This is a genomic window from Mycobacterium sp. (genome assembly GCF_046330795.1).
GTDB lineage: Bacteria > Actinomycetota > Actinomycetes > Mycobacteriales > Mycobacteriaceae > Mycobacterium.
Genome location: NZ_JAXLSA010000001.1, coordinates 131,337 through 150,314 on the forward strand (window position 1 = coordinate 131,337; position 18,978 = coordinate 150,314).

The window sequence follows — 18,978 nt, forward strand, 5'->3', positions numbered from 1 at the left end:
TTTCGATCCACCGAATCAGGTTGTGCGGCAAGGACGTTCGCGCCAGTCCCAGAACGGCCGGCGAACGGTGCGGTGATCGGCTGATGACCATTGTCACTCGCGTCGCGGCCAAAGGGTGGCAATCGGCCGAAAAGGCCGAACCGGGCCACCCGATCCCCGTTAGGCTCGAATTCGCTCGAACCACAAATGCACATCTTCACCGACAAGTCGGGGGCGACCCATGTCAGACATCGACGTCTCAACATCCGCCGAGAAGAGCAAGGGTTCATCGCCGCCGCTCCTCGGCCTGTCCGCCCTGACCGCCATCGTCGTGGGGTCGATGATCGGCAGCGGGATCTTCGCCCTGCCGTCCCAGATGGCCGGCAGCGCGGCCCCCGGTCCGCTGATGATCGGCTGGGCCATCACGGGTGTCGGCATGTTGACGCTGGCCTTCGTGTTCCAGACCCTGGCTGCGCGCAAGCCCGATGTCGACGGCGGCGTCTACGGCTACGCGAAGGCGGGCTTCGGCAACTACATCGGCTTCACCTCGGCGTTCGGCTACTGGGCCTCGGCCTGGATGGGCAACGTGGCCTACATCGTGCTGCTGTTCGGCACGCTGGACTACTTCTTCCCCGGGCATTTCACCGGCGGCACCACGCTGTGGGCCGTCGTCGGGGCCTCGATCGTGCTGTGGCTGCTGCACTTCCTGATCCTGTCGGGGGTGCAGACCGCGGCGTTCATCAACGTCGTCGTCACCATCGCCAAGGTGGTGCCGATCCTGACGTTCATCGGTATCGCGATCGTCGGCTTCAAGGCGGGCATCTTCTCCGCCGACTTCTGGGGACGCCACACCGAGATCGACGGGGCACCGCTGGGCAGCACGGTGGACCAGGTCCGCAACATGATGCTGGTCACCGTCTGGGTGTTCATCGGCATCGAGGGCGCGGCGGTGTATTCGCAGCGGGCCAGGAGCCGCACGGACGTCGGCAAGGCCACGGTCGTCGGCTTCCTCGCGGTGCTGGGCCTGCTGCTGGCGGTGAACTTCCTGTCCTACGGGCTGATGCACCAGGCCGACATCGCCGGCCTGTCCGACCCGTCGATGGCGGGCCTGATGAAACAGCAGGTGGGTGGCTGGGGCGCCGGATTCATCTCGATCGGTCTGATCATCTCGCTGGTGGGTGCGCTGCTGGCCTGGGTGTTGCTGTGCGCCGAGATCCTGCGGGTGCCCGCCCAGGAGGGCGTGATGCCGGAGGCGCTGGGCCGGGAGAACTCCAACGGCTCGCCGGCGGCCGCGCTGTGGCTCACCAACGGCTGTGTCCAGGTGGTGCTCATCCTCACCTACTTCATGACGAGTACCTACCTGGGCCTGGTACTGCTGGCGACCTCGCTGATCCTGTTGCCGTACCTGTGGTCGGCGGCCTATCAGGTGCTACTGGCCATTCGCGGGGAGACCTACGAGAACGGCGAGGGCCGCACCAAGGATCTGGTCGTGGGCGGCATCGCGCTGGTCTACGCGATCTGGCTGGTGTACGCCGGCGGTCTGGAGTATCTGCTGACCGCGGCGCTGCTGTATTTCGTCGGCACGCTGCTGTTCGTCTGGGCGCGACGGGAGAAGAACCGGCAGCTGTTCACCCCGGTGGAGCGGATCCTGTTCGGCGTCATCGCCGTGGCGGGACTGATCGGCCTCTACCTGATCATCACCGGGGCGATCGACGTTTTTGCCGCCTGACCCGATCAGATCACCGCAACACTTCGCACGACCGAGAAAGGAACAAGCCCGATGGCTAAGAAGGCCTCCCACGAAGCCAAGGCCGGACCGGACGCCTACCCCAACTCCAAGGTGGGTGTCTGGTCGGAGATCGGCAAGCTGCGCCGGGTCATGGTGTGCCAGCCCGACCTCGCGCATCAGCGACTGACGCCGGAGAACAGTGCCGAACTGCTCTTCGACGATGTCATCTGGCTGGCCCAGGCGCGCCGCGACCACTTCGATTTCGTCTCCAAGATGGAGGACCGCGGCGTCGAGGTGTACGACCTGCAGGACTGCCTGGCCGAGGTGCTGAAGGACCAGCTGTCCCGGGCCTGGGTGCTCGACCGCCGGCTGACGGATTATCTCGTCGGCCCGAACATCGGCCGGGAGATGCGGCCCTGGCTCGAGGAGATGGAAGCGGCCGAACTGGCCCGGTATCTCATCGGCGGCATCGCCTTCCACGAGATTCCCAAGGACGTGGCCGGGCCGTTCCTGTCCACCTTCGCCGAGACCGAGCCGGCGGGCTTCGTGATCGCCCCGCTGCCCAACACCCAGTTCATGCGGGACAACTCGTCGTGGATCTTCCACGGCGTGACGCTCAACCCGATGTATTGGCCGGCCCGCCAGCCCGAGACGCTGCTCACCACCGCGGTCTACAACTTCCACCCTGCGTTCAAGGACGAGACCTACAACGTCTGGCTCGGCGACCCCAACGGCGATCCGTACGACCACGGGGCCGCAACTCTCGAGGGCGGTGACGTGATGCCCATCGGAAAGGGCACCGTCGTGATCGGGATGGGGGAGCGGTCCTCCCGGCAGGCCATCGCGTTGGTGGCGCGCAACCTGTTCGCCGCCGAGGCCGCCGAGCGGGTGATCATCGCGGCGCTGCCGAAGACACGCTCGGCGATGCACCTCGACACGGTGTTCACGTTCTGCAACCACGACGTGGTGACCGCGTTCGCGCCGATCGTCGACAACATCGAGCCGATCACGCTGCGCCCGGACGCCAAGGCGCCCGGCGGGATGTCCGTCCACCATGAGACCAAGGGCCTGGTGGAAACCATCGGCAGCGCCCTCGGGGTGGACTTCAAGGTCGTGGAGACCGCGGGTGACGTCTACGGGATCCAGCGTGAGCAGTGGGACGACGCCAACAACGTCGTCGCCATGGAGCCCGGCGTGGTGATCGGATACGACCGGAACACCTTGACCAACACCGCATTACGGAAGGCCGGCGTCGAGGTCATTACCATCGACGCGAGCGAACTGGGCCGCGGCCGCGGCGGCGGCCGCTGCATGACCTGTCCGATACTGCGCGATCCGGCGTACTGAACCGAGCACACGGAACCACTGAACTCCTGAAGGAGACACCGAACATGGGATTCAATCTGCAGGGCCGCGATCTGATGAGCCTGGTGCATCACACCGAACGCGAGATCCTCTACCTGATCGACCTGTCCCGAGATCTCAAGCGACTGAAGTACTCCGGTGTTCGCACCCGCAACCTCGAGGGCCTCAATATCGCGCTGATCTTCGAGAAGACCTCGACGCGCACCCGCTGTGCCTTCGAGGTGGCCGCCTACGACGAGGGTGCCCACGTCACCTACATCGATCCGACGTCCTCGCAGATCGGCCACAAGGAGTCGATGAAGGACACCGCTCGCGTGCTGGGCCGGATGTACGACGCGATCGAGTACCGCGGGTACGGCCAGGAGGTGGTCGAGGAGCTCCGGAAATACGCCGGCGTACCGGTTTTCAACGGTCTGACCGACGAGTTCCACCCCACTCAGATGCTGGCCGACGTGCTGACCATGACCGAGCACTGCGCCAAGCCGCTGCACGAGATCGCCTACGCCTACGTCGGCGACGGCCGCAACAACATGGCCAACTCGCTGCTGCTGGTCGGCGCGAAGCTCGGCATGGACGTGCGGATCGGTGCGCCCAAGCATCTGCAGCCCGCCAAGGAGCACATCAAGCTGTGCGAGGGGTTCGCCAAGGAGTCGGGTGCCCGGATCACCGTCACCGACGATCCGGTGAAGGCGGTCAAGGGGGTGGATTTCATCCACACCGACGTCTGGGTGTCGATGGGCGAGCCGATCGAGAGCTGGGGTGAGCGGATCGGCGAACTCATGCCGTTCCAGGTCAACGCGAAACTGATGAAGGCCGCCGCCAATCCGCGGGTGCGGTTCATGCACTGTCTGCCGGCCTTCCACAATTCGGAGACCAAGGTGGGCAAGCAGATCGCCGAGCAGTACCCCGATCTGAAGAACGGGATCGAGGTCACCGACGACGTCTTCGAGAGCCCGGCCAACATCGCCTTCGACCAGGCCGAGAACCGCATGCACACCATCAAGGCGGTCCTGGTGTCCTCCCTGCGGTCCAACTGAGCCGGGCACACCGATGCGAATCGTGATCGCCCTGGGTGGCAACGCACTGCTGCAGCGCGGGCAACCGATGACCTCGGAGAACCAGCGGGCCAACATCCGGATCGCCTCGGAGGCCATGGCCAAGGTGGCCGACGGCAATCAGCTGGTGATCGCGCACGGCAACGGCCCGCAGGTCGGCCTGCTGGCACTGCAGTCGGCCGCTTACACCGAGGTGGACCCGTATCCGCTCGACGTGCTGGGCGCGCAGACCGACGCGATGATCGGCTACGTCATCGAACAGGAGCTGGGCAACCTGCTGCCCTTCGAGCAGCCGTTGGCCACCATGCTGACGATGATCGAGGTCGACCCGGATGACCCGGCGTTCCAGAACCCGACCAAACCGATCGGGCCGGTCTACGACAAGGAGACCGCCGAGCGGCTGGCCGCCGAGGGCGGGTGGTCGATCGCGCCGGACGGCGACAAGTTCCGGCGGGTGGTCGCGAGCCCGAAACCCAAGCGCATCTTCGAGATTCGGCCCATCCGGATGCTCGTCGACGCCGGGGTGATCGTGGTCTGCGCCGGCGGTGGCGGGATCCCCACGATGTATGACCAGAACCGCAAGCTGCAGGGCGTGGAGGCCGTCATCGACAAGGATCTGGCGGCCTCGCTGCTGGCGCAGGAACTCGAGGCCGACCTGCTGGTGATCGCCACCGACGTCGACGGCGTCTACCTGAACTGGGGCACACCCGATCAGCAGAAGGTGGGTGCGGTGACGCCCGAGGAACTGTCCGGACTGGATCTGCCGAAGGGCTCGATGGGGCCCAAGGTCGACGCCGCGTGCCAGTTCGCGCGGGCCACCGGCAAGGAGGCCGTGATCGGGTCGCTGGCCGATATCGACGAGATCGTGCGGGGCACGGCGGGCACCCGGGTCACGGTGGCCCGCTAGCGGCACCGCCGCCGGAATGAGCCCCGCCGGATCTGCTCCGCGCTCACTGCGACCAACTGAGAGAAGGGTCCGCAGCCAGCGCGGAACAGATCGGGGTCAACCGCGCTTCCAGGTCAGGATGCCGGCGTCGGCCTGCTGCGACAGGTGCAGTTGATCGTCCTTGATCAGGAAGGTGCGCACGTTCGACAGCGCCTTGCTCACCTGCCCGTCCAGGGACGGTTGCGGGCACATCATCATGGTGCTCGCGATGGGGCCGAACTCGAGCGTGCCCTCGGCGCCGTCGCCGCTGGGTGCGAGTTTGTAGGTGCCCTTGCCGCGGTTGCAGTCGAGCTGGAAGAACGCGTCGGTGCCGTTCTTGTCGAACGTGACGGTGAACTTGGTCGGGTCGGGGACGGACGTGGTGCCCTGCGCGTCGTCCATCGACTGCAACGAGACCAGTTGCCAGGTGGTGCCCGGCAGCGCGGGTGGCGTGCTCTTGGCTTCGGGCGAGTTGGAACCGGACGAGCACGCGACGGCGGCCGCCGCGGTGCTCGCCACCAGGAGGGCGGTCAGCGGTCGGAACGTCATCTGCACGCAGACAACCCTACCGACGCCGGGAAGCAGTCCGGTGCGCCTCGCATGGATACTGGGACGGTGAATCCGGCCCCTGAGCACGCAACGGACGCGGCGCTGGCGGCGGATCTGGCCGCCGATGCCGGAAAACTGTTGCTGGCCATCCGTGACGAGGTCGGCTTCGACTATCCGTGGGACCTCGGGGATATCGGTGACGCCCGGGCCAACGCGCTGCTGTTGCGCCGGCTGCGGGCCGAACGGCCCGATGACGCGGTGCTCTCGGAGGAGGCGCCCGACGATCGGGCCCGGCTGCAATCGGACCGGGTGTGGATCATCGACCCCGTCGACGGCACCCGGGAGTTCTCCACCCCGCGCCGGCCGGACTGGGCGGTGCACGTGGCGCTCTGGCAGCGCGTCGGCGGTCCCGACGGGACCATCACCGACGCCGCGGTCGCGCTGCCCGCTGTCGGTGAGGTGTACCGCACCGACACGGTGGCGATGGCGCCGCGCCGGGATCCGTCGGCCCCCATCCGGATCACTGCGAGCGCGAACCGGCCGCCGCGGGTGTTGTTCCGGATGGCCGACTTCCTGGACTTCGAAATGGTCCGCATCGGTTCGGCCGGCGCCAAGGCGATGGCGGTGGTGCGCGGCGAGGTGGACGCCTACCTGCACGCCGGTGGGCAGTGGGAGTGGGACTCCGCGGCACCGGCGGGAGTGGTGCTGGCCGCCGGCATGCACGCCTCGCGTCTGGACGGCTCGCCCATGCTCTACAACCGCCCCGACCCCTACCTACCGGACCTGTTGATGTGCCGGCCCGAGTTGGCCGATGTCCTGCTCGACGCGATCCGGACGGCGGGCGGTCCGGGGGGACCGCGCTACCAGCTGGACTACCCGTGACGCGCTACCCATAGAGTTGGCACCCATGGAATCGTGGTCGGCGCCGGAGATCCCGGAGTTGCCGGGACAGGGTCCGCAGTTGCGGCTCTACGACAGCGCCGATCGGCAGGTTCGTCCGGTGTCGCCGGGCGCCACGGCCACCATGTACGTCTGCGGCATCACGCCCTACGACGCGACCCATCTGGGTCATGCCGCCACCTATCTGACCTTCGATCTGGTCAACCGGGTATGGCGCGACGGCGGACATCGGGTGCACTACGTGCAGAACGTCACCGACGTCGACGACCCGCTGTTCGAGCGGGCCGACCGGGACGGGGTCGACTGGCGTGAGCTGGGCGACCGCGAGACGCAGCTGTTCCGCGACGACATGACCGCGCTGCGCGTGCTGCCCCCGCAGGACTACGTGGCCGCCACCGCCGCCATCGACGAGGTGATCGAGATGGTCGAGAAGATGCTGGCCTCCGGCGCGGCGTACGTGGTCGACGACGCGGAGTACCCGGACGTGTACTTCCGCGCCGACGCCACCCGGCAGTTCGGCTACGAGTCCGGCTACGACCGGGAGACCATGCGCGCGCTGTTCGCCGAGCGTGGCGGCGACCCGGACCGCCCCGGTAAGGCGGACCCGTTGGATGCCCTGGTGTGGCGGGCGGTGCGGCCCGGTGAGCCGAGCTGGCCCTCGCCGTTCGGGCCCGGGCGGCCGGGCTGGCACGTCGAGTGTTCGGCGATCGCGACCGACCGGCTCGGGATGGGTTTCGACATCCAGGGCGGCGGCAGCGACCTGATCTTCCCGCACCACGAGTTCTCCGCCGCCCACGCCGAATCCGTCACGGGCGAGCGACGTTTCGCGCGCCACTACGTTCACGCGGGCATGATCGGCTGGGACGGCCACAAGATGTCCAAGAGCCGCGGCAACCTGGTCCTGGTGTCCCGGTTGCGGGCCGAGGGAGTGGACCCCGGCGTGATCCGGCTCGGTTTGTTCGCCGGGCATTACCGCAGCGACCGGCACTGGAGCCCGGAGGTTCTCGACGAGGCCCAGGCGCGGCTGGCCCACTGGCGGGCCGCCACGGCGCTGCCCGCCGGTCCGGACACCGCCGATGTGATCGCGCGGGTGCGGCAGTATCTGGCCGATGATCTGGATACGCCGAAAGCCCTTGCCGCACTGGATGGTTGGGCCGAAGACGCGCTGGAATACGGCGGTCATGACGCGGCGGCGCCCGGACAGATCCGTGCCGCCGTCGACGCGTTGCTCGGCATCGCGCTCTGACCCGCGCATCCCTGCCGCGAGCGTGCGTGTTGGTCCGCGACACGCCGTCGCATAACGGACTTCTGTGCACGGTCGTGGCGGACGGCGCCTAGGTTCGAGGGATGGCATCCGTGCAACGCGCCGACCTGGTGCTGTCCGGTGGCGGCGTCAAAGGGATCGGCCTCGTCGGGGCGGTCGCGGCGCTGGCCGATGCGGGCTATGCGCCACAACGCGTCTCCGGCACCTCGGCGGGAGCGCTGGTGGGCGCGATCCTGGCCGCGGCGGCGCAGCGCGGCGTGGTCACCGCCGATCAGCTCCGCGCGCTGGCCATGCAGATCGACTATCGCGCACTGCTCGACCAGGGCCCGGTCCAGCGAATCCCGCTGCTGGGGCCCGCGGTCGGGGTGCTCACCGGTGACGGCATCTACCGCGGCGATGCCCTGCACGACTGGGTCGAGGAGCAGCTCGCCGAATACGGCGTCAGCACGTTCGCCGATCTGGCCCTGCCCGATCGCGGCCTGCCTCCCGAGCAGCGGTACCGGCTGGTGGTGACGGTCGCCGACGTCACCCTGGGGCAGCTGATCCGCCTACCGTGGGACTACCAACGCGTGTACGGGCTCGATCCCGACCGGCAGTCGGTAGCCGATGCGGTCCGGGCGTCGACAGCCATCCCGTTCTTCTATCGGCCGGCCACCCTGGTGGCCGCCGATGGGCGCAAGTCGACCCTGGTGGACGGGGGACTGCTGTCGAACTACCCGATCGATTCGCTGAACCGGCCGCGGGGCAGGCCGCGCTGGCCGACGTTCGGCGTCACCCTGCTGCCCGATCTGCCGGCCGAGAACGAGCAGCTGATCCCGGCGCTGCGGCCACTGCACCTGCTGACCGGACCGACGCTGCTCGAGCAGGTGGTCACCACGATTCTGGTGGGCCATGACCAGACGTACCTGAACCAGCCCTCGGTCAGCGCCCGCACCATCCGGGTGGACACCGCCGACATCGGCGTGCTCGATTTCAACCTGTCGGAAGCCCAGAAGACCGCCCTGTACGACAAGGGCTTTGCGGCTGCCCGAGAATTCCTGTCCCACTGGGACTTTGCCGACTATGTCGGCCGGTTCCGTTAGTTCGACGCCGTACTGGTCGCCCACCGGCGCAACCAGCCCCGCTTGGCAGGTGCCGGTTGGTTGCCCGATCCGCCGTCGTGGCGGCCGTCGCACCACTGCCCGGCCGGGACCGTGCGCCGCACCGCGGCGACGTGTTGCCCACAGCCCGCCCACGTGGTCTTGCCGCACACCTTGCACTTGACTGCTCGGCACATTCTACTTTCCTGTCCTCTCTCGAGCGGGGTCATGCGAGGCTGAGGAACAGGGCCTCGAGCTCCGCGATGGTCGGTGTCCCCCGGTCGGTACCGCCGGAATCCGGATCCTGGATGCAGGTGCGCAGGCCGGCCGCGATGATCGCAAAGCCCGCCCGGTCCAACGCTTTTGAGACGGCCGCCAGCTGGGTGACGATGTCCTGGCAGGTACGGCCCTGCTCCATCATGGCGATCACGCCACCGAGTTGGCCGTGCACCCGACGAAGTCGGTTGAGCGTGGCGGTCGACGCACTACGGCAGTCGTTCCCTTCGGTCATGCCAATACTATACCCCGTATGGTATCAATGGCTCGTAGCGAACCGAGATGGGAACCGACCAATGGCCAAGCCGTCAGTCTCCGGCGTGCTGAAGAAGTACTGGGTGGTAGTTGTGATCGTGGTGGCGCTGTTCTCGGCCGGCGTCGTGGTGGGCCGTCTGCGCACCTTCTTCGACTCCGATCAGCCGTTGGCGCCCGATTCGGGGCACGCCGACGCGATCGTGCCGTTCAACACCAAGCGGGTGACCTACGAGATCGTCGGCCCGCCGGGCACCTCCGGCCGGGTCAGTTATCTCGACGACCAGGGCAGGACGCACGAGGAGTCGTTCTCCGACCTGCCCTGGTCAGCGACGGTCAGCACCACCGACCCGGGTTTGCTGGCCAACGTGGTCGCCCAGGGTGACAGCGTGACACTGGGGTGCCGGATCCTGGTCGACGGCAAGGTGGTCGAGGAACAGCACGCCGAGGGCACCGACGCGCAGACGTTCTGTCTGGAGAAGGCGGCATGAGCAGCGAGTCGAACAGCCGCCCGGTGATCCCGCGGACCATCCGGAGCTGGGCCGTGCCCATCATCCTGGCGTGGGTCGCGCTCACGGCCGGGCTGAATCTGCTTCTGCCACAGGTGGAAATCGTCGGTGAGCACAATGCCGTATCGATGTCCCCGCAGGACGCGCCCTCGGTCATCGCCGCCAAGAGAATCGGCGCAACCTTCCGGGAGTCCACCTCCGACAGCCTGGCGATGGTGGTGCTGGTGGGCGATGACAAGCTCGGCCCCGAAGCGCACCGGTACTACGACACGCTGATCGACAGGTTCCGGCGCGACACCGAACACGTCCAGCATGTGCACGACTTCTGGGGCGACCTGATCACCGCGGCCGGTGTGCAGAGCAGCGACGGCAGAGCCGCTTACGTGCAACTCAACCTCGCCGGCGATCAGGGCAGCACCCAGGGCAACGAGTCGGTGAAGGCGATCCGCGCCACTGTCGCGGACACCCCGCCGCCGGCCGGGCTGCACGTCCATGTCACCGGTCCTGCTCCGTTGACCACCGATTCGCTGGCCGCCGGCGACGCGAGCATGGTGAAGATGACCGTCGTCACCATGGCGGTGATCACCGTCATGCTGCTGCTCGTCTACCGGTCGGTCAGCACGGTGCTGCTGATCCTTGCCATCGTCGGGATCGAGATGGGATCCGCGCGCGGCATGGTCGCCCTTCTCGGCCATTTCCGGCTGATCGATTTCTCGACCTTCTCGGTGCCCCTGTTGACCGCCCTGGCGATCGCGGCGGGTACCGACTACGCCATCTTCCTCATCGGCCGCTATCAGGAGGCCCGGCAGAAGGGCGAGGGCCCGGAGCAGGCCTACTACACCGCATTTCACGGTGTCGCGCATGTGATCCTGGGCTCGGGTCTCACGGTCGCGGGTGCCGTGCTGTGTCTGCGGCTGACCCGGCTGGCGTACTTCAAGTCGTTGGCGTTCCCGTCGGCGATCGGCCTACTGGTGGTCGTGCTGGCATCGCTGACCGCGGCGCCGGCGATCATGGCGGTGGCCACCCGACGGGGCCTGATGGATCCCGAGCGCGCCATGAAGACCAAGGGCTGGCGCCGGGTCGGCACGGTGACGGTGCGCTGGCCCAAGCCGGTGCTGGCGGCGGCCACCTCCGTCGTGCTGCTCGGCATCCTCGCCATGATCGGCTACAAGACGAGCTACAACGACCGGTACTACGTGCCCTCCGACGTGCCCGCCAACATCGGATATACGGCCGCCGAAGAGCATTTCAGCGCGGCGCGACTCAATCCCGACATCATGATGATCGAATCGGACCACGACATGCGCAACCCTACCGACATGATCGTGCTGGACCGGATTGCCAAGTCGCTGTTCAGGATTCGGGGTATCGCCGAGGTCCAGAGCATCACCAGGCCGCTGGGATCCCCGATCGCCCACAGCTCGATCCCGTACCAGATCAGCATGTCCTCGGTACCCATCACACAGAACCTGCAGTTCCTGCGCCAGCGGGTCGGCGACATCGACAAGATGTCCGGCGACCTCGACGACATGGTTGCGTCGATGACCCGGATGCAGACCTTGATGGGCCGGCTCGCCGATTCCATGCACGACACCGTCGGCTCCGCCGACGCGATGGTCGGCTCGGCACACCAGGGCGTGACGGACATGACCACCATGAAGGCCACCCTGGACCAGATGCGGGACCATATCGCCGACTTCGATGACGAGGTTCGGCCGATCCGCAACTACTTCTATTGGGAGCCAAACTGTTTCAACATCCCGGCCTGTTCCGGGGTGCGTGCGGCATTCGATGCGCTCGACGGCGTCAACACCTTCAGCGACAACATGGCGGCCCTGCAGAAGAGCATGGACGCCATGGTGGCCGGCATGGACACGACGGTCGGCGGGATGAACCAGATGGACAGCGTGGTCCCGCAGCTGGTCGCCCAGTTCCCGCCGGTCATCGCGGCCGCCACCACCATGCAACACACGATGCAGACCATCCACAGCAGCTTCGACGGGTTGATCACCCAGATGCAGCAGATGACCGACACCGCGACGGCGATGGGGGAGGCGTTCGACGCCTCCAAGAGCGACGACTACTTCTATCTGCCGCCGGAGGTGTTCGACAACCCGGACTTCCAGAAAGGCCTGAAGCTGTTCCTGTCGCCGGACGGCACGGCGGCCCGGGTCATCATCACCCACGACGTCGACCCGGCCACCGAGGCCGGCATCTCGACGGTCGACGAGGAGGTGGTCGCGGCGCACGAGGCGATCAAGGGCACCGCGCTGGCCGACGCGAAGGTGTACCTAACCGGCACAGCGGCCACCTACCGGGACATCCAGTCCGGGGCGAAGTACGACACCATGATTGCGGCGTTCGCGGCGTTGACGCTGATCTTCCTGGTCATGGTCATCATCACCCGGGCCCTGATCGCGTCGCTGGTGATCGTCGGCACCATCGTGCTGTCGCTCGGCGCCGCGTTCGGCATCTCGGTGATGGTGTGGGAACGGATCCTGGGCATCGAGCTGAACTGGATCGTGCTGGCATTCGCAGTGATCATCCTGATGGCCGTCGGCAGCGACTACAACCTGCTGCTGGTCTCACGGTTCAAGGAGGAGATCGGCGCCGGAATCAACACCGGCATCATCCGGTCCATGGGCAGCACCGGCAGCGTGGTCACCGCCGCCGGGCTGGTTTTCGCGTTCACCATGGGTTCGATGGCGTCCGGTGACCTGCTCAACGTCGGGCAGGGCGGCACCACCATCGGGATCGGGTTGTTGGTCGACACGCTGATCGTGCGATCCCTGATGACACCGTCGATCGCCGCGCTGCTGGGGCCCTGGTTCTGGTGGCCGTTGCGGGTCCGGGCCAGGCCGGCCTACCGGCCGCCGGTGTCCGAACTGCCGGACGCCGGACCGGCCCCGGGCGAGGCACTCGCACCGGCTCCGGGGTGAGCGGCCAGCACCTGGTCGAGAAACGCCTCGGCACCCCGCTTCCAGGCGATGACGAAGTCGCCGTGGCCGTCGCGGCTGATGTCGAGCAGCGGCTCCTCGAGTCCGGCGGCGGTGCGCCGGTCGATGACCGTGCGCAGCCCCACATGGGCGAACGGGCACAGGACCTCGGCGAAAACCTCCAGGGTGCGCACCGTCAGCCCCGGAAACCCGGCCCGCGCCGGCGCAGGTACCGTTCGAACTCGGCGGCCAGTGCGTCGCCGTCGATCTTGCCCAGCGCCTCGTTCACGTCCACCTCGGCGTCGCCACGCTCCTCGAGGGACTGCACGTACTCGGCGATCTCCTCGTCGTCCGACGTCATCTCCGTGACGGCTTCCTCCCACTCCTCGGCCTGCTGCGGCAGGTCACCGAGCGGCACCTCGATGTCCAGGACGTCCTCGACGCGGCGCAGCAGTGCCACCGTGGCCTTGGGGTTGGGGGGTTGCGAGACGTAGTGCGGAACCGCGGCCCAGAAGGTGACGGCCGGGATCCCGGCCGCCACGCACGCGTCCTGGAACACCCCGGCGATGCCGGTGGGGCCCTCGTAGCGGGTCTCCTCCAGGCCGAAGTACTTCGCCGAATCGGGCGAGTAGGCCGCCCCGGACACCGGGACGGGCCGGGTGTGCGGGGTGTCGGCCAGCAGCGCGCCCAGGATGACGACGGTGTCGACGTCGAGCTTCTCGGCGATGGTCAACAGCTCCGCGCAGAACGTCCGCCACCGCATGTTCGGTTCGACGCCGTGCATCAGCACGATGTCGCGGTCGCTGCCCGGCGGCCGGCAGTGTGAGATCCGCATCGACGGCCACACCAGCTCGCGGGTGACGCCGTCGATCTGGCGGATGACCGGCCGGTTCACCTGGTAGTCGTAGTAGGCCTCGTCGTCGATCTCGATGATCGTCTCGGCCTCCCACATGGCGTCCAGGTGCTCGAGCGCGTCACTGGCGGCGTCACCGGCGTCGTTCCAGCCCTCGAAGGCCGCGACGACGATGGTGTTGCGCAGTTCTGGCAGGCTGGCATCGGACGAGGACACCAATTCAGCGTAATGCCTGCGGTGCGGTGGCGAGACCGCACGCGCGCAGCAGATCCACGCGGTTCTGCCCCGTCGGCCGCCCGTTCTGACCGTCGTGGCGAAATGCGTTTGGCAGCAACCGGGCTGATCATGGAGACTCGAGTGATCTCCCAGACATTGCCGACCAGATCCGCGAGCTGGTCGTGCTGGGCGTCCGGACGTCAGGTGGCGTCGTAGACTTTTCTGGTCGAGAGGCGTTGCAACGGTTATTCGGGCGACCCGCTGTCACCTGGTATCCGCCACGCTCGGCAGAGTCAAGGACGCCTTCCGTTACGGAAGGAACGTACGTGAGCTCCCCAGAGTTGAACACATTCGTGCCGAACATCCGCCCTGACCAGACCGACGCCCTGAGGTCAGCCCTGGGCCGGCGGATCTTGGTGATCGACGGCGCCATGGGCACCGCGATCCAGCGCGACCGGCCCGACGAGGCCGGCTACCGCGGCCAGCGCTTCAAGGACTGGCCCAGCGACCTCGTCGGCAACAACGACCTACTCACCCTCACCCAACCGCACATCATCGAGGGCATCCATCGCGAGTACCTCGACGCGGGCGCCGACATCCTGGAGACCAACACGTTCAACGCGAACGCGGTCTCGCTGTCCGACTACGGCATGGAGGAACTGGCCTACGAGCTGAACTACGCCGGTGCCGCCCTGGCCCGCCAGGCCTGCGACGAATTCAGCACCCCGGACAAGCCCCGCTACGTCGCCGGCGCGCTGGGCCCGACGACGCGGACCGCGTCGATCTCGCCGGACGTCAACGACCCCGGCGCCCGCAACGTGTCCTACGACCAGCTGGTCAGCGCCTACCTGGACGCTGCCAAGGGTTTGGTCGACGGTGGCTCGGATCTCCTGATCGTCGAGACGATCTTCGACACGCTGAACGCCAAGGCCGCGGTGTTCGCCATCGAGACGCTGTTCGAGGAGCGCGGGCGCCGCTGGCCGGTGATCATCTCGGGCACCATCACCGACGCGTCCGGCCGGACGTTGTCCGGTCAGACCACCGAGGCGTTCTGGAACTCGATCCGGCACGCCAGGCCGATCGCGGTGGGCCTCAACTGCGCCCTGGGCGCCCCGGAGATGCGGCCCTACCTCGCCGAGATGTCGCGGATCGCGGACACCTTCGTCTCGTGCTACCCGAACGCCGGTCTGCCCAACGCCTTCGGCGAGTACGACGAGACACCCCAGCGGCAGGCCGGTTACGTCGCCGATTTCGCCGACGCCGGTCTGGTGAACCTGGTCGGTGGTTGCTGCGGAACGACGCCGGCGCACATCGCCGAGATCGCCAGGGTGGTCGAGGGCAAGCCGCCGCGCGCGGTGCCGGAGATCGCCGTCGCGACCCGGCTCTCGGGCCTCGAGCCGCTGAACATCACCGAGGATTCGCTGTTCGTGAACATCGGTGAGCGCACCAACATCACCGGCTCCGCCCGGTTCCGCAACCTGATCAAGGCCGAGGACTACGACACCGCCCTGTCGGTGGCCCTGCAGCAGGTCGAGGTCGGTGCGCAGGTGATCGACATCAACATGGACGAGGGCATGATCGACGGCGTCGCCGCGATGGACCGGTTCACCAAGCTCATCGCGTCCGAACCGGACATCAGCCGCGTCCCGGAGATGATCGACTCCTCCAAGTGGGAGGTCATCGAGGCCGGCCTGAAGAACGTGCAGGGCAAGCCGATCGTCAACTCGATCTCCATGAAGGAGGGCGAGGAGAAGTTCATCCGCGAGGCACGGCTGTGCCGCAAGTACGGCGCCGCCGTCGTCGTGATGGCCTTCGACGAACAGGGTCAGGCCGACAACCTGGAGCGCCGCAAGGAGATCTGCGGACGCGCCTACCGGGTCCTGACCGAGCAGGTCGGCTTCCCGGCCGAGGACATCATCTTCGACCCGAACTGCTTCGCACTGGCGACCGGTATCGAGGAGCACGCGACGTACGGGATCGACTTCATCGAGGCCTGCGCCTGGATCAAGGCGAACCTGCCCGGCGTACACATCTCCGGTGGCATCTCGAACGTGTCGTTCTCGTTCCGGGGCAACAACCCGGTCCGCGAGGCCATCCACGCGGTGTTCCTGTTCCACGCCATCAAGGCGGGCCTGGACATGGGCATCGTCAACGCCGGTGCGCTGGTGCCCTACGACTCGATCGACCCCGAGCTGCGGGACCGGATCGAGGACGTGGTGCTGAACCGGCGCCCGGATGCGGCCGAACGGCTCCTGGAGATCGCCGAGCGGTTCAACACCAAGGGCGCGGAAGAAGATCCGAAGGCTGCCGAGTGGCGCAGCCTGCCGGTGCGCGAGCGGATCACGCACGCCCTGGTCAAGGGCATCGACGCGCACGTCGACGATGACACCGAGGAACTGCGGGCCGAGATCGCGGCCGCGGGGGGCCGCCCGATCGAGGTGATCGAAGGCCCGTTGATGGACGGCATGAACGTCGTCGGCGACCTCTTCGGCGCGGGCAAGATGTTCCTGCCGCAGGTGGTGAAGTCGGCACGGGTGATGAAGAAGGCCGTCGCCTACCTGCTGCCGTTCATCGAGAAGGAGAAAGAGGAGAACGGTACGGCCGACAGCAAGGACACCAACGGCACCATCGTGATGGCCACCGTCAAGGGCGACGTCCACGACATCGGCAAGAACATCGTCGGAGTTGTCCTGCAGTGCAACAACTTCGAAGTGATCGACCTCGGTGTGATGGTGCCCGCCCAGAAGATCCTCGACGCGGCCAAGGAGCACGACGCCGACATCATCGGGCTGTCCGGCCTGATCACGCCGTCGCTGGACGAGATGTCCAACTTCGCCGTCGAGATGGAACGTGAGGGCCTGGAGATTCCGCTATTGATCGGCGGCGCGACCACCTCGCGCGCGCACACCGCGGTGAAGATTGCGCCCCGGCGCAAGGGACCGGTGGTGTGGGTCAAAGATGCCTCGCGTTCCGTCCCGGTGGCCGCCGCGCTGCTGGACGACAAGCAGCGGCCGGCGCTACTGGAGGCGACCGAGAAGGACTACGCATCGCTGCGCGAACGGCACGCGCAGAAGAACGAGCGGCCGATGCTGACGCTGGAGAAAGCCCGCGCCAATCGGACGCCGATCGACTGGGACGGCTATCCGCCGCCGGTGCCGGCGCAAGGGACGGGAATACGAGATTTCCAGGACTACGACCTGGCCGAGCTGCGCGAGTACATCGACTGGCAGCCGTTCTTCAACGCCTGGGAGATGAAGGGCCGCTTCCCCGACATCCTCAACAACCCGGCGTCGGGCGAGGCCGCCCGCAAGCTGTACGACGACGCCCAGCAGATGCTCGACACCCTGATCAAGGAGAAGTGGCTGCGCGCCAACGGGGTCATCGGATTCTTCCCCGCGAACGCCGTCGGTGACGACGTCGAGGTCTACACCGACGACACGCGCTCCGAGGTGCTGACCACCTTGCACAACCTGCGCCAGCAGGGCGAGCACCGCGACGGCATCCCGAACCGGTCGCTGGGGGATTTCATCGCCCCCCGGGAAACGGGGTTACCGGACTTCATCGGTGCCTTCGCCGTCACCGCGGGCCTGGGCAGCCAGGAGAAGATCATGGAGTTCAAGGCCGCCCTCGACGACTACAGCGCGATCCTGCTGGAGTCGGTGGCCGACCGGCTGGCGGAGGCGTTCGCCGAGCGCATGCACCAGCGGGTCCGCGAGGAGTTCTGGGGATACCAGCCCGACGAGCAGCTGGACAACGATGCCCTGATCGCGGAGCGCTACGTCGGTATCCGCCCGGCCCCCGGCTACCCGGCCTGCCCGGAGCACACCGAGAAGGCGACGCTCTGGGAGCTGATGGATGTCCGGGAGCGCACCGGTATCGAGTTGACCGAGTCGATGGCGATGTGGCCGGGTGCCGCCGTCAGCGGCTGGTACTTCTCGCACCCGCAGTCGCAGTACTTCGTGGTGGGCCGGCTGGCCCAGGACCAGGTGGCCGACTACGCAAAGCGCAAGGGCTGGACCCTGGCCGAGGCCGAACGCTGGCTCGCCCCCAACCTCGGCTACAACCCCGAGGACTGAGCCGCTTCCAGGATCTGTTCTGCGTTCACGGACACAACGTGCGAGTAGATCTCGCAGCCAGCGCGGAGCAGATCCTGGTGATCGGGGCCACAGGATTTCCTCCGGCGCCGACGGCGATGGGACAATTTCGGGCATGCGTGCGGTGCTGTGGGATATGGACGGCACCATCGTCGACTCCGAGAAGTTGTGGGACGTCGCCATCAACGAGCTCTATGCGCGCCACGACCGGGTGCTGGCCCCGGAGATCCGTGACTCGACGGTCGGCGGTTCGGCCGACGGCGTGATCCGCACGGTGTTCGAGGATCTCGGACTGGAGCCCGATCCCGGTCACATGGCCGATGTGGCGGACTGGATGCACGATCGGGTCGGCGAACTCTTCATCAGTGGGCTGCCGTGGTGTGCCGGGGCACGTGAGCTGCTCGACGCGTTGCACGCCGCCGGCGTGCCGATGGCGCTGGTGACCAACACCCGCCGGGCGCTGACCGAGAAGGCATTGAACAGCATTGGGCGGCAGTACTTTTCGGTCACGGTTTGCGGTGACGAAGTGCCGCACGGCAAGCCGGCGCCGGACGTTTATCTGCGTGCGGCCGAACTCCTCGGTTTCGCCGCCGCCGACTGTCTGGCGATCGAGGATTCCGTCACCGGCACCGCTGCCGCCGAGGCGGCCGGTTGCCCGGTTCTCGTGGTGCCCAATGAGGTCGAGGTACCCGTCGGTGCGCGCCGGGTCTTCTTCGAATCGTTGAGCGGACTGTCCCTGGCCCGATTGCGCAGCGCGCATGGGGATCTGACCGATCGGATCGGTGAGCCCGCCACCTAGGTTCGGGTGCCATTCACAGGTACTTCCTGCGCCAACACGTCTTTGCTGAACGGTTCAGGAAACTACCCCTCCCGACCCGTGCCGGATCGTCTCCACAATCGACAATCGCCTGTTAAGCAACATCGAACAGGTTTCGCGAATCTCGGCACGCAAGAAAATCGCCGCCGTAGAATTCGGCGGTATGCCGTTTGCCGAGGA

General features: G+C 67.1%; 16 protein-coding genes. 11 read left to right on the forward strand and 5 right to left on the reverse strand.

What is annotated here, in order from left to right; all coding sequences use genetic code 11:
• Positions 1-220 precede the first annotated feature (220 nt).
• From arcD to arcC, 4 genes are read left to right on the forward strand one after another with little or no spacing between them, the layout of a single operon-like run.
• Entirely contained in the window at positions 221-1,708 is a 1,488-nt protein-coding gene (gene arcD / locus U0R18_RS00685) for an arginine-ornithine antiporter (protein ID WP_526364934.1), read from the forward strand.
• Positions 1,709-1,759: 51 nt separating this feature from the next.
• Positions 1,760-3,055, forward strand: a complete 1,296-nt coding sequence (locus U0R18_RS00690; RefSeq protein ID WP_526364936.1) for an arginine deiminase — start codon at positions 1,760-1,762, stop codon at positions 3,053-3,055.
• 44 nt (positions 3,056-3,099) lie between these two features.
• Positions 3,100-4,110, forward strand: a complete 1,011-nt coding sequence (locus U0R18_RS00695; RefSeq protein WP_526364938.1) for an ornithine carbamoyltransferase — start codon at positions 3,100-3,102, stop codon at positions 4,108-4,110.
• Between the two features lie 13 nt (positions 4,111-4,123).
• Positions 4,124-5,035, forward strand: a complete 912-nt coding sequence (gene arcC, locus U0R18_RS00700; RefSeq protein WP_526364940.1) for a carbamate kinase — start codon at positions 4,124-4,126, stop codon at positions 5,033-5,035.
• A 96-nt stretch (positions 5,036-5,131) separates the two neighbouring features.
• On the opposite strand, the gene U0R18_RS00705 is transcribed toward arcC, so the two are convergent.
• The gene (locus U0R18_RS00705; RefSeq protein ID WP_526367335.1) at positions 5,132-5,602 is read right to left on the reverse strand and encodes an META domain-containing protein; all 471 of its coding nucleotides are present in this window, start codon (positions 5,600-5,602) and stop codon (positions 5,132-5,134) included.
• Positions 5,603-5,668: 66 nt separating this feature from the next.
• On the opposite strand from U0R18_RS00705, the gene U0R18_RS00710 reads away from it, so the two are divergent.
• The 3 genes from U0R18_RS00710 (at position 5,669) to U0R18_RS00720 (ending at position 8,848) form a co-directional block, all read left to right on the forward strand.
• Positions 5,669-6,484 (forward strand): 3'(2'),5'-bisphosphate nucleotidase CysQ, encoded by an 816-nt coding sequence (locus tag U0R18_RS00710; protein WP_526364942.1) that lies wholly within the window; start codon positions 5,669-5,671, stop codon positions 6,482-6,484.
• Positions 6,485-6,509: 25 nt separating this feature from the next.
• Entirely contained in the window at positions 6,510-7,748 is a 1,239-nt protein-coding gene (gene mshC, locus U0R18_RS00715; RefSeq protein WP_526364944.1) for a cysteine--1-D-myo-inosityl 2-amino-2-deoxy-alpha-D-glucopyranoside ligase, read from the forward strand.
• Between the two features lie 101 nt (positions 7,749-7,849).
• Positions 7,850-8,848 (forward strand): patatin-like phospholipase family protein, encoded by a 999-nt coding sequence (locus tag U0R18_RS00720; protein WP_526364946.1) that lies wholly within the window; start codon positions 7,850-7,852, stop codon positions 8,846-8,848.
• Here the strand turns inward: U0R18_RS00720 and U0R18_RS00725 are convergent.
• Both U0R18_RS00725 and U0R18_RS00730 read right to left on the reverse strand, forming a co-directional pair.
• On the reverse strand, positions 8,845-9,042 hold the full coding sequence (locus U0R18_RS00725) for a DUF8730 family Cys-rich protein (protein WP_526364948.1): 198 nt from the start codon (positions 9,040-9,042) through the stop codon (positions 8,845-8,847). The two genes, U0R18_RS00720 and U0R18_RS00725, sit on opposite strands and share 4 nt — an antisense overlap.
• Positions 9,043-9,071: 29 nt before the next feature.
• The gene (locus U0R18_RS00730) at positions 9,072-9,356 is read right to left on the reverse strand and encodes a metal-sensitive transcriptional regulator (RefSeq protein ID WP_526364950.1); all 285 of its coding nucleotides are present in this window, start codon (positions 9,354-9,356) and stop codon (positions 9,072-9,074) included.
• Positions 9,357-9,417: 61 nt separating this feature from the next.
• Between U0R18_RS00730 and U0R18_RS00735 the strand changes: the two genes are divergently transcribed.
• Both U0R18_RS00735 and U0R18_RS00740 read left to right on the forward strand, forming a co-directional pair.
• Positions 9,418-9,864: an MmpS family transport accessory protein gene (locus tag U0R18_RS00735; RefSeq protein ID WP_526364952.1), complete on the forward strand. Its 447-nt coding sequence runs from the start codon at positions 9,418-9,420 to the stop codon at positions 9,862-9,864.
• Positions 9,861-12,821, forward strand: a complete 2,961-nt coding sequence (locus U0R18_RS00740; protein WP_526364954.1) for an MMPL/RND family transporter — start codon at positions 9,861-9,863, stop codon at positions 12,819-12,821. Before U0R18_RS00735 ends, U0R18_RS00740 begins: the two co-directional genes overlap by 4 nt.
• Here U0R18_RS00740 and U0R18_RS00745 read toward each other — a convergent pair.
• On the reverse strand, positions 12,746-13,012 hold the full coding sequence (locus U0R18_RS00745; RefSeq protein ID WP_526364956.1) for a hypothetical protein: 267 nt from the start codon (positions 13,010-13,012) through the stop codon (positions 12,746-12,748). The two genes, U0R18_RS00740 and U0R18_RS00745, sit on opposite strands and share 76 nt — an antisense overlap.
• 2 nt (positions 13,013-13,014) lie before the next feature.
• Positions 13,015-13,887 (reverse strand): PAC2 family protein, encoded by an 873-nt coding sequence (locus tag U0R18_RS00750; RefSeq protein WP_526364958.1) that lies wholly within the window; start codon positions 13,885-13,887, stop codon positions 13,015-13,017.
• 326 nt (positions 13,888-14,213) lie between these two features.
• Here U0R18_RS00750 and metH point away from each other — a divergent pair, with 326 nt between their 5' ends.
• Together metH and U0R18_RS00760 are read left to right on the forward strand one after the other, a co-directional pair.
• On the forward strand, positions 14,214-17,963 hold the full coding sequence (gene metH, locus U0R18_RS00755; RefSeq protein ID WP_526364960.1) for a methionine synthase: 3,750 nt from the start codon (positions 14,214-14,216) through the stop codon (positions 17,961-17,963).
• 133 nt (positions 17,964-18,096) lie between these two features.
• Positions 18,097-18,780, forward strand: a complete 684-nt coding sequence (locus U0R18_RS00760; protein ID WP_526364962.1) for an HAD family hydrolase — start codon at positions 18,097-18,099, stop codon at positions 18,778-18,780.
• Positions 18,781-18,978: the final 198 nt, after the last annotated feature.

Excerpts from the sequence above, each read along its gene's own strand:
- arcD (WP_526364934.1), top strand. The coding sequence starts at position 221 with ATGTCAGACATCGACGTCTCAACATCCGCCGAGAAGAGCAAGGGTTCA.
- U0R18_RS00690 (WP_526364936.1), top strand. The coding sequence starts at position 1,760 with ATGGCTAAGAAGGCCTCCCACGAAGCCAAGGCCGGACCGGACGCCTAC.
- U0R18_RS00695 (WP_526364938.1), top strand. The coding sequence starts at position 3,100 with ATGGGATTCAATCTGCAGGGCCGCGATCTGATGAGCCTGGTGCATCAC.
- arcC (WP_526364940.1), top strand. The coding sequence starts at position 4,124 with ATGCGAATCGTGATCGCCCTGGGTGGCAACGCACTGCTGCAGCGCGGG.
- U0R18_RS00705 (WP_526367335.1), bottom strand. The coding sequence starts at position 5,602 with ATGACGTTCCGACCGCTGACCGCCCTCCTGGTGGCGAGCACCGCGGCG.
- mshC (WP_526364944.1), top strand. The coding sequence starts at position 6,510 with ATGGAATCGTGGTCGGCGCCGGAGATCCCGGAGTTGCCGGGACAGGGT.
- U0R18_RS00720 (WP_526364946.1), top strand. The coding sequence starts at position 7,850 with ATGGCATCCGTGCAACGCGCCGACCTGGTGCTGTCCGGTGGCGGCGTC.
- U0R18_RS00725 (WP_526364948.1), bottom strand. The coding sequence starts at position 9,042 with ATGTGCCGAGCAGTCAAGTGCAAGGTGTGCGGCAAGACCACGTGGGCG.
- U0R18_RS00730 (WP_526364950.1), bottom strand. The coding sequence starts at position 9,356 with ATGACCGAAGGGAACGACTGCCGTAGTGCGTCGACCGCCACGCTCAAC.
- U0R18_RS00735 (WP_526364952.1), top strand. The coding sequence starts at position 9,418 with ATGGCCAAGCCGTCAGTCTCCGGCGTGCTGAAGAAGTACTGGGTGGTA.
- U0R18_RS00740 (WP_526364954.1), top strand. The coding sequence starts at position 9,861 with ATGAGCAGCGAGTCGAACAGCCGCCCGGTGATCCCGCGGACCATCCGG.
- U0R18_RS00760 (WP_526364962.1), top strand. The coding sequence starts at position 18,097 with ATGCGTGCGGTGCTGTGGGATATGGACGGCACCATCGTCGACTCCGAG.